The sequence below is a fragment of the Chryseobacterium amylolyticum genome (genome assembly GCF_051011775.1).
Classification (GTDB): domain Bacteria; phylum Bacteroidota; class Bacteroidia; order Flavobacteriales; family Weeksellaceae; genus Chryseobacterium.
Genome location: NZ_JBPCHX010000006.1, coordinates 24,340 through 39,250, shown reverse-complemented (window position 1 = coordinate 39,250; position 14,911 = coordinate 24,340). Strand labels below are relative to the sequence as shown.

The following is a 14,911-nucleotide window of genomic DNA, read 5'->3' as shown; positions in this document are numbered from 1 at the left end:
TTTGCGGGCTGAATGGATTATTCTTAATTTTCGAGCCCTGCAGGTCCCGGCAAAACGGCATTATCCATTATTCTTCATTACCATAACATCAATAAAACATGCCTGTTTATCCGGCTTTTATAAAACAGCAAATAAAGATAAAGCATAAGAAATGATTCATATTCATCCATCAATTTGTTTTACTTTTAATTATTGTTAACATAGCTTTTGGTTATTTCACCAGCTTCATTTTTTAATAAATAAAGGTTTAAGTTTTAAAATTCTTTCCTTACTTTTATCAGTGAATGCAACAGAGGGTTTGAAAAACTGAGAAATATTTTACTTCCAAAAAGCTATTGACAATCAAATAAATTCTGCACTATCCGGCTGTTCCCTATCATTGTTCTTACTTGCTTATTGAGGTTATAGTGGTATATTTGATCATTAAACCTGATTATGGAAGGAAAGAAATCTTTATTACTACACAAAACTTCAAAAATCATTTCTGATTTTTTTAATCCTCTGGTATCTCTGATCCTGTTTTTTGTATATATGAGCATCAGGGAATACTCCCTTAAAGATTCCATGCTGTATTTTATCCCTATATTATTAATGATCATTGTGCCGGTAATCATATGGCTGGTTTGGAATGTGAAAACGGGAAGATATACCAACATGGATGTTTCCAACCGTGTTCAGAGAAAAACGCTGTATATATTTATTGCAGTTTGTGTAATTGCCTATCTTATTTTTAATTATATCAGAAACGGATATATTGATCTGGTTATGCTTTTTATTTTGATCCTTCTGTTTGCGCTTCAGATCAGCAATCTGTTTATCAAAAGTTCGATGCATACAGCATTTAATATATTTGTAGCAGCACTGTTTTTCTCTCTTGACTGGAAAATGGGTCTGGTGTGGCTGGGAATCGCAATTTTGGTCGGAATTACCCGCGTTATATTAAAAAGACACACCGTAAAAGAAGTATTTATGGGAGCTGGAATAGCTTTTATGGTATCTTTTATTTATCTTTATTGCAATATTCAATTTCAACATTAGAATACTCTATGAAAATACATCATCTTACTGCCGCAGAAGAAAACTTTATGAAGCTGTTTTGGAAAATGGGATCTTTCTATCTGAAGGACGTTATGGAACAGCATCCGGAACCGAAGCCACATCAGAATACGGTTTCCACTTATTTGAAAATATTAGTTGAAAAAGGTTATCTGTCAACCGTAAAAGAAGGAAGAATCTTCAAATATACTGCGATTGTTCCATTGGAAGAGTATAAAAAATTCCTGCTGAAAGAGCTTTCTCATAACTTTTTCAGTGATTCAGGAAAGGAAATCCTGGAACTTTTATTAAGTGAAAAATTAATTTCCCAGGAAGATATGAAAGGTTATTTTGATCTTAAAATCGAAATAAAGCCTGCTAAAACCGAAGAACCAAAGTTTGAGTTTGCTGAGGAAATCTTAAGTCCGAAAAAGGAGAAGAAGGCCAAAGGAAAAGAGAAAGACAAGGACAAAAAGAAGAAAAAGAAAAAAGATTAATCTTACCCTTAAAAACACCAAATCATGAAAACAAAATTCCAGGAAACAGTAAGCCGGGCCTATGAAGTCATTTTCCGGTATCCTATGATTCTGGTAATGGCTTTACTGGCTTCTATTGGCGCCATATGCATTATTGAAACGGAACACACTGAAATAACCTCTTACATAAAGTTTACCATTTGTGCGTGTCTTGGGATTTCTCTGATGTTTGCGTTAAAAATGCTGTCCCAGAGAATCGGGAAAGAATTACTCTTGCAGGTACTCGGTATTATTTTCCTTGTTGGTTTTTACTTCATCCTGCCTGATAAAAAGTATAATTTTACCGAAGTCTACGCTTATATCATTGCTGTTACGGCACTTCTCTCCCACTTATTGGTTTCTTTCGTTCCGTTTCTGAGGAAAGACAGAGAGCTCAGATTCTGGCAGTATAATAAAAATCTTTTTGTTAGTATCTTTCTTACCGCTGTATTTACAGGAGTTCTGACCGGAGGAGTTGAGCTGGCCATCTTAGCGGCTGATAAGCTTTTTGACTTTAATTTTCATGATAGAATTTATAGAGATACATTTTTTGTCCTGGCTATTTTGGGAAGCAGCTTTATTTTTCTTTTATTTAATGATAAAGGTTTAAATAACCTTGAAAAAGACGGAACTTATCCGGTTGTTTTAAAGTTTTTCACTCAGTTTATTTTAATTCCATTACTGCTTACTTATGCAGTCATTCTTTATTTCTATTCGGCTAAAATACTCATCAACTGGCAGCTTCCAAGAGGCTGGGTTTCTTACCTTGTCTTAGCATATAGTATTGTTGGTATTCTTGCATTGCTCCTGGTACATCCCCTGAAAGAAGAAAACGCAAAATCATGGGTCAGAATATTCTCAAAAGCATTTTACTATACGATTGTTCCTTTAATTATACTGCTTTTTACAGCGATCTTTACCCGAATTCTGGAATACGGTTATACAGAACCAAGATACTTTGTTCTCCTGCTTGCCATATGGCTGTTAAGCGTTGTTATTTACTTTATTTTCAACAAAAGAGCAACCATAAAATTTATTCCGGTGAGCTTATTTCTTTTTGGTGCTTTTGCGCTGGTTTTTCCTTACTTTAATGCATTCAGCGTTGCGAAAAGAAGCCAGAAAACGGAACTTATCAATATTTTAAACCAAAACCAGCTGATCAGTGCTGGTAAAATTAATTTCCAGAAGAAAATTACCGATACAATCCGTAATGAAATTGCCGATAAATTTGAATTTCTGGCTGAAAGAAAGCAGGGCGGATTTTTATCAACTTTACTGAATAAGGAAGATCAGGCTGAATTAGCGGCTCATATTGATTTCGGTACATTTTACAGTATACGATATGATATCCAGAACAGATTTTCAAATGTGAATGTCACAGTAGAAAACAAAACATATGAAATAAACAGACTGTCTCTTGTTCCTGAAAAAAAAGTTGTGGAAATCGGAAACTATCAGTATCTGCTTTCTTTTTACCGCTACAGTAAAGATCCACAAAAACTGAATGATGACCAGTTTGAGCTTACAGACAATCTCATCAAAAAATCCTCATTAAAATTAAGCCTAAATTCCAAAGAGGAAATAGATTTCGGTCCACAAATTATTAAGCTGTTTGATCAAAACAAAAACAGGCAAGGCATCATAAAAGTCCCTGAAATAGCAATGGAATCTGATTTAGGCAAATACCATGTCAAACTTATTTTCAGTGAAATTACACGGGAACTGTATTCTGATAATAACCTGTCAGCCATTTATTATGAAAACGCTTATTTACTTATAAGATTAAAATAAAAAATAGGATATCATGGATATCCTATTTTTTTACTAATGTTACTTTATGATCTCCAAAGTGGAATACCGCCATATAAAAAATATAATCTTAACTCTTTACGGAACCTGACCGGAGATTAAATTTCACAAAAAAAGCGGCTTTTAAGCCGCTTCATTATTTTTACCAACGATTTCCGCCTCCGCCACGGTTGTTACCATAGCCTCCGCCTCTGTTGTTGTTATTACCGTAACCTCCGCTTCTGTTATTATCGAAGCTTCTTCTTGGTTTTTCTTCTCTTGGTTTAGCTTCAGATACGTTTAAAGTTTTTCCGTTGAATTCTTTTTGGTTAAGAGATTCAATAGCTTGCTTTCCTTCATCATCACCCATCTCTACGAAACCGAAACCTCTGGAACGACCAGTTTCTCTGTCTGTAACGATTTTAGCTGATGATACATCTCCAAATTCTGCGAATAGATCGTGCAACTCATACTCTTTAGTTGCGTAATTGATGTTTGAAACAAAAATGTTCATTTTAAATAAATTAAAAAATTAATAAAAATTTGGTATATAAAAGAAAAACAACATAAATTAATGAACAAATATTGATTCCAAATATAAACGTATGCAAGATACAATTAAAAATTTCAAATCAAAGCTTTTTTTACATATTTCTCACATTATGTTGAATCCGGATTCGTAAAACCAACAGACACACAACATAAACAATTGATATTAAACAACTTAAATCCCATCAGCCGATTTGGTTAAATTATTTAACATTTAAGCATTTATCACAACTTTTTTTAACATTTAACGCGCAGAATATATGAAACAGCATACAACCAATTATACCAATACCCTTATTGAAGTCGCTGAAGACTGCCCTGTTTCCCAGGCGCAGATTCCTGCTGAAAAGAAAGAAAAAACACTCGCCAATCTCCAATATGAAAAGCTCATAAAGAATCCCTATCAATATTCTTCAGATGATATTACTTTTGAATGCTATGCCATGAAAAATGACATTCCGGAAAGTGAAAAACAGCATGAAAGAGAAAAGTTCTTCTCCAAAGGACAGCCTTGTCTCCGCTGTTCTCCTTTAGCAAAGCGATATGGATTTGGATTCCATCATAATGCAGAAGGTAAGGTTGCCCTGATTCCTATGGAAAGTAAAGAATATCAAACACTCGTGAATGATATATCCATAGCAAAAACCAAGGCGATGCGTTCCAAAAGGAAATGATTGAGAAAATGAATGATTCTTTTCAGATCAATAAATGCCTTTGTTTTGAAAAGATCAGCTTTTAACAGTAAATTTGTACTGCAAATTATTAAAAGATGAACTACCATACAAGAAAATGGGTAAAACCCGAAGATTTAAATCCTAACCATTCACTTTTCGGGGGAAGACTCCTTCAATGGATTGATGAAGAAGCAGCACTCTATGCGATTATCCAGTTGGAAAACACAAAAGTGGTGACCAAATTTATCTCTGAAATCAACTTTGTCAGCTCTGCCAAACAGGGAGACATTATAGAAATAGGAATTGAGGCTACCCATTTCGGATCTACCTCTATTACATTAAAATGTGATGTCCGCAATAAAATGACTCACCAGACCATTATTACCGTAGATAAAATTGTAATGGTAAACCTTGATGCAGACGGTAATCCTGCCCCTCATGGCAAAACCAGAATCGAATTTGTAAAAGACAGGTTAAACAGCAGCCTATGAAAATTTTCATAAAAAATATGGTCTGCAACAGGTGCATTGCGGCAGTGGAAAACATTTTCCGTAACGCAGATGTAAAGATCACGGATATCCTGCTGGGAGAGGTAGAAACCGAAACTGACATTTCCCCGGAAAAAATGAAGTTTATAGAGAAAGAACTGCTGGATACAGGTTTCGAAAGAATCATGGATTCTGCTCATCAGCTTGTTGAAAAAATCAAAAACCTGGTTATTGTAAAGATCAGCGAGCTGGATATCGCAGAAAATTTCCTGCTTTCTGAATTTTTAAGTTCAAAGCTTCATAAAGATTACAGCTCCCTTTCAAAAACGTTTTCACAGAATGAAAATATCACATTGGAACAGTTTTTCATTCTCCAGAAAATTGAAAAGGTAAAAGAACTCTTATTATATAATGAATTCAACCTTACTGAAATTGCTGGAAAACTAGGCTACAAAAGTGTTCAGCACCTTTCTACCCAATTCCGTAATATAACCGGATTTACCCCCACAGAATTCAAAAAACTTAAAGAGCATCACCGCAAAGCGCTCGATACCTTATAAGCAGGAGTGTTTGAGAATTTATAAATGAAATAGGGATATTTAACTCCCTCACCTAAAAAGTCCTCAAACACTCTCACCTTACCACTCTCAAACTCCCCGACTTAATTTTATAACTATTATCCTTAAATTTATAACAACCTTACTCTTCCATTTTGGAAATTTGTAGTATAAATTTAAAAATCATGGAACAACAGTATAAAATACTCGGAATGACCTGTTCAGGCTGCCAGAAAAAGATTTCAAATCAGCTGAACAGCCTTGACGGAGTGAAAGCCGATGTAAACCTGGAAACCAATACCGCAACCATCACTTCTGACCATGGAGTGAAGCTTTCAGTTTTAAATGATGCCCTGGCAGAAATAGGAAAATACAGACTTGAGGATCCTGATAATTCCGAAAAAACCTTTGTAAAGCCCCAGGATCGTGTATCTCCGTCTTCAGTATACTATTGTCCGATGGAATGCGAGGGAGATAAAGTATATTTCAAACAGGGTGAAAGATGCCCTGTATGCAACATGTATCTTGTGCCAATTGAGGAAAAGCTGGCCAAAGACCCTCATCACAAACCGGTTTATTCTGCAGCCAATCTTCCTGAAAACTTTAAAGACAGCATTGGGAAATATTATTGTCCCATGTTTTGTGAAGGAGATAAAGTGTACGATGAAAAGGGAGACTGTCCGGTTTGTCATATGCATTTGGAACCTGTCACGGAAGAACTTGTTCAGAAAGCAGACCCCCATCAGCATCATTCCCATTCCCACTCTCACAACCATCATGATCACCATCACAGCCACAATCATGAAGCGCCTAAAGTAACAGATGAAATGGCAGGCAGATATTACTGTCCGATGTATTGCGAAGGAGATAAGACTTACGATTCCAATGTCGGATGTCCGGTATGTGGAATGGACCTTGTAAAATACCCTGAAAAGAAAACCGCAAAATACACCTGTCCGATGCACCCGGAAATTATCCGGGATGAACCGGGAGACTGTCCGATCTGTGGGATGGATCTCGTCAGAATGCCTGACAGCGGTGATGATGAAGAGGATGAAACCTATAATATATTAAAAAGGAAATTCATTATTTCATTAGCATTCACCATTCCGGTTTTTATTCTTTCGATGGGAGGAATGTTCATCAATTTCCCTTTTTCCCATCAGGTTCAGGGATTTATTGAGCTTGCTCTGACTCTTCCGGTGATGTTCTATTCCGGATGGTTCTTATTAAAAAGGGGCTGGGTTTCCTTCAAAACATGGAACCTTAATATGTTCAGCCTTATTGCCCTGGGTGTAGCCGCAGCATTTATTTTCAGTATTGCTGCTTTAATTTTCCCGGATATCATTCCGCATGAAATCCGTGGACATAATCATGAAATCCCGCTGTACTTTGAAGCAGTCTGTGTTATTTTAACGCTTGTTATTTTAGGTCAGCTGATGGAAGCTGCTGCCCATAAAAAAACGGGTAATGCCATCAAAGAATTGATGAACCTTTCGCCGGATGAGGCCAATCTTATGGTAAACGGTGAAGAAAAGAGAGTATTGCTTTCACAGGTAAAAATAGGAGATTTATTAAAAGTAAAACCCGGTGAAAAAATTCCGGTAGACGGAAAAATCACTGAAGGCAGTTCTGTTGTAGATGAAAGCATGATCACGGGCGAGCCTGTTCCGGTTGAAAAAAATGCTGGTGACAAAGTATCTTCAGGAACGATTAACGGAAATCAGGTATTCATCATGAAAGCGGAAAAAGTAGGTGACGAAACCCTGCTTTCACAGATCATTAAAATGGTCAATGAAGCCAGCCGAAGCAAGGCCCCCATTCAGAAACTTACGGATAAGGTCTCAAAAGTATTTGTTCCTGTCGTGATCCTTATTGCTGTGCTTACCTTCGTTTTATGGCAGTTTTTCGGTCCGGAAGGAAAAAGAAGTTTATTTGCCTTCGTCAATGCAGTTGCTGTTCTGATTGTAGCTTGTCCCTGCGCATTAGGACTGGCGACCCCAATGTCACTAATGGTAGGAATCGGGAAAGGTGCTAAAAACGGAATCCTGATCAAAAATGCTGAAGCACTTGAGCAAATGAACAAAGTGAATGTTCTGATCACTGACAAAACAGGAACTTTAACAGAAGGGAAACCTTCGGTAGAACATATAGAAACAGTTGGCGGTAATCAGAATCAGATTTTAAAGCTGGCTTTTTCCCTGAATCAAAATTCCGAGCACCCATTGTCCAACGCCGTTATAAAAAGAGCAAAGGAAGAAAATATAACTGCTGAAAAAATAGATCGTTTTGAAAACATTTCCGGAAAAGGGGTGAAAGGAAATATTAATGGAAAAACAGCATATTTAGGAAATGAAAGCCTGCTGACCTCGCATCAGATCCTGATTCCTGAGGCTTTAAAACAAAAAGCAGTAGAAGTACAGTCCAAAGCGCATACGATCTCTTATGTCGCACAAGACCAGCAGGTACTTGGCTTCATTAGTTTTACGGATAAAATCAAGGAAAGCTCCAAGAAAGCTGTTAAACAATTAATGAGCGAAGGCATCGATGTGATCATGATGACCGGAGACAACGAACACACTGCCAAAGCTGTAGCTGATGAATTAGGAATCAAACATTTTAAAGCAAATTGTCTTCCTGAAGATAAGCTGAATGAAGTGAAAAAACTGCAGCAGCAAGGAAAAATAGTAGCCATGACCGGTGACGGAATCAATGACTCCCCTGCCCTGGCCCAGTCTGATGTGGGAATTGCCATGGGAACAGGAACGGATGTTGCCATTGAAAGTGCTGAGATCACTTTATTAAAAGGCGATATCTTAGGGGTAGCAAAAGCAAAGCTTCTCAGCGAAAAGCTTCTCAAAAACATTAAAGAAAACTTATTCTTTGCTTTTATTTATAACGTACTCGGAGTTCCCGTTGCGGCAGGATTATTGTATCCATTCTTTGGAATTCTGTTATCACCGATGATTGCAGCTGCAGCAATGAGCTTCAGTTCCCTTTCCGTGATTCTGAATTCATTGAGATTAAACTCCGTGAATCTGAATATAAAATAGCATTATGAAAAAAGAAAATCTTTACATAGGGTGTTCGGGATTTTATAATAACGACTGGAAAGGGTCTTTATATCCTGAAAATGCCCAAAGTAAAGATTTTCTTTCTTTATATTCAAAAACATTCAACACTGTAGAAATCAATTCCACTTTTTACAGAAAACCGACCTCAAAAACGCTGTCAAAGTGGTATGATGAAACGCCTTATGAATTCAGGTTTTTTATTAAAATTCCAAAATCCGTTACCCATCAGAACCGGCTTGAAAATTCAAAAGAAGAAATTGCCCTCTTTTGCAGTCATATTCAGAGTAATCTGAAGGACAAGCTTTCCGGATTTCTATATCAGCTTCCTCCTTCCTTTAAAAATACTGCAGAAAACACAGAACGTGTTCTCAATGCTGTTGATCCTGCTTTTCTGAATGTCATTGAATTCCGGCATCACTCATGGTGGCAAAAAGAAGTATTTGATCTTTTAAAAAACCATAATATTATTTTTTCCGGAGTAAGCTTTCCCGGTGATCTTCCTGAAGATGTAATCATCAATCATCCCGACATTCTTTATTACAGGCTTCATGGGAACCCTATTCTTTATAAATCTGAGTACAGCAGGGATTTTATGGATAAACTTGCGGAAAAAATTAAAAGCAGTGGGAAAACAGCCTATATATTCTTCAATAACACCTGGGGAACAGCTGCGATTAACAATTCATTGTATTTGAAAAACATTTTAGAGTAAATCCCTTATTTGTTAAAATAAAATAATTCCCCGTTAAATGAAGAATATTGAAACCTTAACAAATATAGAGAAAAGCTATTGGTTTTGTATTTATAAATGTTAAAAAATAAAGAAAAGAAAACCATAAATCAGCAACACTCCATAGAATTGAAATATCCTTTAAAATAAAGTTCTTAAAATAAGCTTAAAAAGAAAAACAGCTGCACAGCATGGCATATAATTTGTTAACTTTCAATTGTTATTTTTAACGATTTTTAACAATTTAAAATTCCATTGTTTTTATGAGAAAAATTTTTGCGGGAAAGTCAAAAAATAAGACTTTTCTCGGGATGTTTGCATTGGTGAGTGCAACTTCGGTTTTATTGAACAGCTGTAATTTCAAGAGTGAAGTGAATACTGACCCCGCCGTCAGTTCACAGGAACATCCTGCCGCAGAAATAGTCCCCAAGATGGACGATGAAAGCGTAGACCCGGATAAAAGAGTGATCTACCTTACCTTTGATGACGGTCCCAACCAGGGCACCGAAAATCTTTTAAAAATCCTGGATAAAAGAAATGTCTGTGCAACTGCCTTTCTTGTAGGGAAACATGCATATGGAAGCAAAAAACAGAAAGATGATCTGCTGCTGCTTAAGCAAAATCCGCTGATAGAACTGGCCAACCACAGCTTTACCCATGCCCACAACAAATACACTGACTTTTATAAAAATGCCAACGCTGTTGTCCATGATTTTGACATCGCCAAAGACAGCCTGAAGCTTACTGATAAAATAGCAAGAACTCCCGGAAGAAATATCTGGAGGCTGAACAATATTAATGTAACTGATATCAAAAGCTCTACTGCAGCAGCAGACGGTCTTAAAAAAGCCGGCTATAAAGTAATCGGCTGGGATCTGGAATGGAGACCTTCTCAAAAAATGACGTTAAAAGGAAGTCATGAAGCCATGATCAAGAAAGTAGACAGTATTTTCTTAAACGATCTTGAGAAGACTTCAAGACACCTTGTTTTTCTTACCCACGATCAGTATCTGAGAGACGCGGATTCCATCAACGAACTGGATCTGTTTATTGAAAAATTACAGAAGAGCAATAAGTTTGTCTTCAGAAAAATCTCTCAGTATCCTAAAATCAACGAGGTTTTAAATTAATAAACATTTTAGGCCTGATATCACTGAACTTTGAACATTCAGAGAATTTTCGGACATTTGTATTTATGAGTATTAAAGAGAACTATAACGCAATAAAGAACCAGCTGCCATCCACTGTGCAGCTGGTTGCTGTTTCTAAAACACATCCTGCATCCGCCGTTCAGGAAGTTTATGATCTTGGACAGAAAGTTTTCGGAGAAAATAAGGTTCAGGAACTGATGGAAAAAGCCCCCCTTCTTCCTCAGGATATCCAATGGCATCTGATTGGCCATTTACAGACCAACAAAGTAAAATATATTGCTCCTTTTATAGATACCATACAAAGTGTGGATTCTGAAAAAGTATTGGCAGAAATCAACAAAGAAGCAGGGAAAAATAACAGAATTATTAAAGTTCTTTTGCAGGTGAAAATTGCGGCGGAAGAAAGCAAATTCGGGCTTGACATTTCAGAAACCAGAGACCTGTTCGGGAAATATATGGATGGACAGTTTCCTAATGTTGAAATTACCGGCTTAATGGGGATGGCCACATTCACGGATGATGAACAGCAGGTAAGAAATGAGTTTTTAATCCTGAAAGCGCTTTTTGACGAATTAAATCAATTAAAAGCATTAAATACTTTATCTATGGGAATGAGTGATGATTTCCCGATAGCAATTGAATGCGGGGCTAACTCTGTGAGGGTTGGATCTGCCATTTTTGGAAGAAGAGACTATTCAAAATAGAATATTTAGGTATAGTTTTTGCTAATAATTGAAACAAAAAATTTAAATTTGCAACTATGCAAAAAATCCTTATAGTAGAAGACGAAAAAGCAATCTCGGGAGTACTTCACAGTATTCTTTCGGATGAACTAACCGATTATGAATTTGTTATTGCCGAAGACGGCCTTGAAGGTTACAAACAGGTAGAAAAAGAAGATTTCGCACTGGTGATTTCTGACATCAAGATGCCTAAGCTTTCAGGAACTGAGCTTTTGAAACAAAGTCTTGCATTAAAACCAGAAACTACTTTTATCATGATCTCAGGCCATGCAGACATTGATTCTGCCGTTTCCTGTTTGAAAGAAGGAGCATATGATTTTATTTCCAAACCAATTGATATCAACAGACTTATTACAAGTGTGAAAAATGCATTGGTAAAGGAAACGCTGAAAAAAGAAAACAAGAATCTTCAGACTGAAAATAAAACCTTAAAGAAAAAAGTAAGCAAAAAATACCAGATGATCGGTACTTCTCCTGCTCTTCAGAAGATCCAGGATATGATCGAAAAGGTAGCTGCTTCTGACGCCAGAGTGCTGATCACAGGACCCAACGGTGCCGGAAAAGAATTGGTCGCCCATGCTATCCATAATCAAAGTGAACGTGCAAGAGGTCCAATGGTAGAAGTAAACTGTGCTGCCATCCCATCTGAACTTATTGAATCAGAGCTTTTCGGACACGTAAAGGGTTCTTTTACGGGTGCTATTAAGGATAAACAGGGAAAATTTGAACAGGCTAACGGCGGTACCATTTTCCTTGATGAAATTGGAGATATGAGCCTTATCGCTCAGGCTAAGGTATTGAGAGCGCTGCAGGAAAGCAAAGTTTCTCCTGTGGGAAGTGATAAAGAAATTAAAGTTGACGTAAGAGTCATTGCGGCAACGAATAAAAATATGCAGAAAGAAATAGAGGAAGGGAAATTCAGAGAAGACCTTTACCACAGACTTTCTGTGATTGAAATTTATGTTCCGCCATTGGATGAAAGAAAGGAAGACATCAAGTTATTGGTTGAGCACTTTGCAGGAATGATTGCTGATGAGCATGGTACTGCTGCAAAGAAGTTTGACGATAAAGCTATTGATGCTTTAAAAGCCCTTTCATGGACCGGGAATATCAGGGAATTAAGAAATGTTGTTGAAAGATTGATTATTCTTGGTGGAAATACTGTTTCAGAAAGTGACGTTGCAAGTTTTGTAAGGAAATAATAAGCTATTATTTACCATATTATAAAAATTTGCAGTGTTATCACTGCAAATTTTTTTTACCCTTATTTGAATCATAAACTATATGAATCTTAAAATATTATGAGCTTTTTAAACAAAAACTATACGAAAGAATGCCTGACTTTGGCTCTGCCTGTGATGCTTACCCAGGTGGGGCAGGTTTCAGTAAACTTATTCGATAATATTATTGTCGGAAAATTGTTGGGTGCCGATGCGCTGGCATCCGTTTCATTGGGAAATGCAGTATTTTTCTCCATATTTGTATTGGCCCTTGGATTTTCATTTGCCATCCCGCCGCTGGTTTCGGAAGCACACTCCAGAGAAGATCATGCTACGATCAACTCTGTGTTCAGCCACGGTTTTATCATCAATATGTCTGTCGGGATTATTCTGATGGCCATCTTATTGCTGGGAATGCCACTTCTCTATCATTCAGGGCAGCCTGCCAAGATTATCCCAGATACGGTAAGCTTCTTAAGTATCATGGTGATCAGTATGATTCCGTTTATGGCATTTCAGACGCTTCGTGAAGTATCTGAAGGACTATCTTATACAATTGGGGTTACAAAAGCAACCATTATTGCCAATATCATCAACATTGCCTTGAATTATGTTTTCATTAAAGGCCTTTGGGGAATTCCGCCGATGGGCGTAAAAGGATCCGCTCTGGCAACCCTGATTTCCAGAATTTTTATGGTTGTTTTTCTTTATTTTGTATTGCTTAAAGAAAAAAGAACAAGGCGTTATATTAAGGATTTTTCTTTAAAAATTCAGGGTTTTTCAAAACAGATGTTTGATAGAATGGTGAAGCTTGGGCTGCCTACAGCTTTACAGATGTTCTTTGAAGTAACGGCTTTCGCCGGAGCAGCATTTATCTGCGGGTTGATTTCTGCCCATGATATTGCTTCTCACCAGATTGCTTTAAGCATGGCTTCTTTCACTTTTAACCTGTGCGTTGGGTTCAGTGTGGCCTCTACGGTAATGATTGGAAGAAAACTGGGAGAACAGAACTTTGTTGAACTGAGAAAAGTAGGAATCAACAACCTGAAGATCGCTTTTATTTTTATGTGCATCTGCGGGTTGGTCTTTATTTTAGGCAGAAATATACTCCCGACTTTCTTCACGAAAAAAGAAGAAGTTGAAGTTATTGCCCTGGCTGCAAAGCTGATGATTATTGCAGCGTTATTCCAGCTTTCTGACGGAATCCAGGTAACAGCTCTGGGAATGCTGAGAGGATTGCAGGATGTGAAAATACCGTCTATTTATACCTTTATTGCGTACTGGGTGATTACGATTCCTTTGGGATATTTCTTCTGTGTTACTTTAGAAATGGGAGCATTCGGAATGTGGATCGCACTGGGATTAGGACTGACAGTATCTGCAGTTTTCCTCGTAAAGCGATTTTTAAATATGTCGGCAAAAAGAATTAAGCAGAATTTACAGACAAAAACACAATAAAACTTAGCGCAGATGTAAAAAACCTGCGCTTTTTTATTATTTTTGGTGTTGATAACCATCAATAGAAATGAAAAAAACACTGATCTTCCTTGCCTTATATGCAGGCTCTTTATTTCAATCTCAAACCAACAGGTTTACTTACGAACTTCAGTACCGCAAAAATATATCACAGCCATATATAACAACCTTTATGAATCTGGATATCAGCCCGGCCTCGATTAAATTTTACGATAAAGGCTTTGCTGATTATGATGAAAAAAATAAAAATGCAAACCAGCAGATTTCACGATACAGCTCAAAAACAGACCAGGTTGTGGAAAGAAAACCGGATTCTTTTAAAAACAACTGGTACAGAGATTTTTTTGATTATTTTGTGGTAAAAACAAATGATGAAATGAAATGGCAGATCATTCAGGAAACCAAAGAATACAATGGTTACAAGCTCCAGAAAGCGACAACAGATTTCGGAGGCAGAACCTGGAATGCCTGGTTTTCCAGCGAAGTGAATATACAGGAAGGTCCATACAAATTCAGAGGTCTTCCCGGTCTCATTTTTATCTTAGAAGATACGGATCAAAACTTTGTCTATAAGCTGATTAAGAATGAAAAACTTACTACAGACTACGATACCCGAGATTTTGTGGAAACGCATTATGGCAAGCCGGCTATCCCGATAACCAATCAGAAATTTAATAAATATATTGAAGATATCTACCAAAATCCTACAAGAATGTTTTCCGAGAGAATAAAGAGCGGAGAAAAGACCAACTTTAAAGATGAAACGATAGAATCTGTAGAAGAACTCAATAAAAAAAAGGAAATACTCCAAAACGGAATCAAAGGCCGTTATATCTATATTGAAAAGGATAAACAGCCTGAATTCAACTGATAATAAGATACAAATAAAGCGGCTTAGGCCGCTTTTATAG

14 protein-coding genes are annotated in these 14,911 nt (G+C 36.9%); 13 read left to right on the top strand and 1 reads right to left on the bottom strand.

Annotated elements, in window-relative coordinates; translation table 11 throughout:
* Positions 1-435 precede the first annotated feature (435 nt).
* Genes ACR1PO_RS16725 through ACR1PO_RS16715 form a run of 3 tightly spaced genes read left to right on the top strand, consistent with a single transcriptional unit; the run spans position 436 to position 3,341 of the window.
* The gene (locus ACR1PO_RS16725; RefSeq protein ID WP_433987501.1) at positions 436-1,038 is read left to right on the top strand and encodes a phosphatase PAP2 family protein; all 603 of its coding nucleotides are present in this window, start codon (positions 436-438) and stop codon (positions 1,036-1,038) included.
* Positions 1,039-1,046: 8 nt separating this feature from the next.
* Entirely contained in the window at positions 1,047-1,532 is a 486-nt protein-coding gene (locus tag ACR1PO_RS16720) for a BlaI/MecI/CopY family transcriptional regulator (RefSeq protein WP_433987500.1), read from the top strand.
* A 24-nt stretch (positions 1,533-1,556) separates the two neighbouring features.
* Positions 1,557-3,341, top strand: a complete 1,785-nt coding sequence (locus tag ACR1PO_RS16715) for a DUF4153 domain-containing protein (RefSeq protein WP_433987499.1) — start codon at positions 1,557-1,559, stop codon at positions 3,339-3,341.
* Positions 3,342-3,501: 160 nt separating this feature from the next.
* Here ACR1PO_RS16715 and rbp read toward each other — a convergent pair whose 3' ends face one another.
* The gene (gene rbp, locus ACR1PO_RS16710; RefSeq protein ID WP_002979907.1) at positions 3,502-3,852 is read right to left on the bottom strand and encodes an RNA-binding regulator; all 351 of its coding nucleotides are present in this window, start codon (positions 3,850-3,852) and stop codon (positions 3,502-3,504) included.
* A 295-nt stretch (positions 3,853-4,147) separates the two neighbouring features.
* Here rbp and ACR1PO_RS16705 point away from each other — a divergent pair, with 295 nt between their 5' ends.
* From ACR1PO_RS16705 to ACR1PO_RS16660, 10 genes are all read left to right on the top strand, one after another.
* A complete protein-coding gene (locus tag ACR1PO_RS16705; RefSeq protein ID WP_433987498.1) occupies positions 4,148-4,561 on the top strand; it encodes a DUF6157 family protein in 414 nt (137 codons plus the stop codon).
* Positions 4,562-4,656: 95 nt separating this feature from the next.
* Positions 4,657-5,052, top strand: a complete 396-nt coding sequence (locus ACR1PO_RS16700; protein WP_332387069.1) for an acyl-CoA thioesterase — start codon at positions 4,657-4,659, stop codon at positions 5,050-5,052.
* Positions 5,049-5,609, top strand: a complete 561-nt coding sequence (locus ACR1PO_RS16695; RefSeq protein ID WP_332387070.1) for a helix-turn-helix domain-containing protein — start codon at positions 5,049-5,051, stop codon at positions 5,607-5,609. The genes ACR1PO_RS16700 and ACR1PO_RS16695 overlap by 4 nt, the downstream gene beginning before the upstream one ends.
* A gap of 182 nt (positions 5,610-5,791) precedes the next feature.
* Positions 5,792-8,659 (top strand): heavy metal translocating P-type ATPase, encoded by a 2,868-nt coding sequence (locus ACR1PO_RS16690; protein WP_433987497.1) that lies wholly within the window; start codon positions 5,792-5,794, stop codon positions 8,657-8,659.
* A gap of 4 nt (positions 8,660-8,663) precedes the next feature.
* Entirely contained in the window at positions 8,664-9,392 is a 729-nt protein-coding gene (locus ACR1PO_RS16685) for a DUF72 domain-containing protein (protein WP_433987496.1), read from the top strand.
* Positions 9,393-9,673: 281 nt separating this feature from the next.
* A complete protein-coding gene (locus tag ACR1PO_RS16680; protein ID WP_374462613.1) occupies positions 9,674-10,540 on the top strand; it encodes a polysaccharide deacetylase family protein in 867 nt (288 codons plus the stop codon).
* A gap of 65 nt (positions 10,541-10,605) precedes the next feature.
* The gene (locus tag ACR1PO_RS16675) at positions 10,606-11,265 is read left to right on the top strand and encodes a YggS family pyridoxal phosphate-dependent enzyme (RefSeq protein WP_374462614.1); all 660 of its coding nucleotides are present in this window, start codon (positions 10,606-10,608) and stop codon (positions 11,263-11,265) included.
* Positions 11,266-11,321: 56 nt separating this feature from the next.
* Positions 11,322-12,506, top strand: coding sequence for a sigma-54-dependent transcriptional regulator (locus ACR1PO_RS16670; RefSeq protein ID WP_002979922.1), 1,185 nt, complete (start codon positions 11,322-11,324; stop codon positions 12,504-12,506).
* Between the two features lie 99 nt (positions 12,507-12,605).
* Entirely contained in the window at positions 12,606-13,982 is a 1,377-nt protein-coding gene (locus ACR1PO_RS16665) for an MATE family efflux transporter (RefSeq protein WP_332387075.1), read from the top strand.
* A 67-nt stretch (positions 13,983-14,049) separates the two neighbouring features.
* On the top strand, positions 14,050-14,871 hold the full coding sequence (locus ACR1PO_RS16660; RefSeq protein WP_433987495.1) for a GLPGLI family protein: 822 nt from the start codon (positions 14,050-14,052) through the stop codon (positions 14,869-14,871).
* Positions 14,872-14,911: the final 40 nt, after the last annotated feature.

Excerpts from the sequence above, each read along its gene's own strand:
- ACR1PO_RS16725 (WP_433987501.1), top strand. The coding sequence starts at position 436 with ATGGAAGGAAAGAAATCTTTATTACTACACAAAACTTCAAAAATCATT.
- ACR1PO_RS16720 (WP_433987500.1), top strand. The coding sequence starts at position 1,047 with ATGAAAATACATCATCTTACTGCCGCAGAAGAAAACTTTATGAAGCTG.
- ACR1PO_RS16715 (WP_433987499.1), top strand. The coding sequence starts at position 1,557 with ATGAAAACAAAATTCCAGGAAACAGTAAGCCGGGCCTATGAAGTCATT.
- rbp (WP_002979907.1), bottom strand. The coding sequence starts at position 3,852 with ATGAACATTTTTGTTTCAAACATCAATTACGCAACTAAAGAGTATGAG.
- ACR1PO_RS16705 (WP_433987498.1), top strand. The coding sequence starts at position 4,148 with ATGAAACAGCATACAACCAATTATACCAATACCCTTATTGAAGTCGCT.
- ACR1PO_RS16700 (WP_332387069.1), top strand. The coding sequence starts at position 4,657 with ATGAACTACCATACAAGAAAATGGGTAAAACCCGAAGATTTAAATCCT.
- ACR1PO_RS16695 (WP_332387070.1), top strand. The coding sequence starts at position 5,049 with ATGAAAATTTTCATAAAAAATATGGTCTGCAACAGGTGCATTGCGGCA.
- ACR1PO_RS16690 (WP_433987497.1), top strand. The coding sequence starts at position 5,792 with ATGGAACAACAGTATAAAATACTCGGAATGACCTGTTCAGGCTGCCAG.
- ACR1PO_RS16685 (WP_433987496.1), top strand. The coding sequence starts at position 8,664 with ATGAAAAAAGAAAATCTTTACATAGGGTGTTCGGGATTTTATAATAAC.
- ACR1PO_RS16680 (WP_374462613.1), top strand. The coding sequence starts at position 9,674 with ATGAGAAAAATTTTTGCGGGAAAGTCAAAAAATAAGACTTTTCTCGGG.
- ACR1PO_RS16675 (WP_374462614.1), top strand. The coding sequence starts at position 10,606 with ATGAGTATTAAAGAGAACTATAACGCAATAAAGAACCAGCTGCCATCC.
- ACR1PO_RS16670 (WP_002979922.1), top strand. The coding sequence starts at position 11,322 with ATGCAAAAAATCCTTATAGTAGAAGACGAAAAAGCAATCTCGGGAGTA.
- ACR1PO_RS16665 (WP_332387075.1), top strand. The coding sequence starts at position 12,606 with ATGAGCTTTTTAAACAAAAACTATACGAAAGAATGCCTGACTTTGGCT.
- ACR1PO_RS16660 (WP_433987495.1), top strand. The coding sequence starts at position 14,050 with ATGAAAAAAACACTGATCTTCCTTGCCTTATATGCAGGCTCTTTATTT.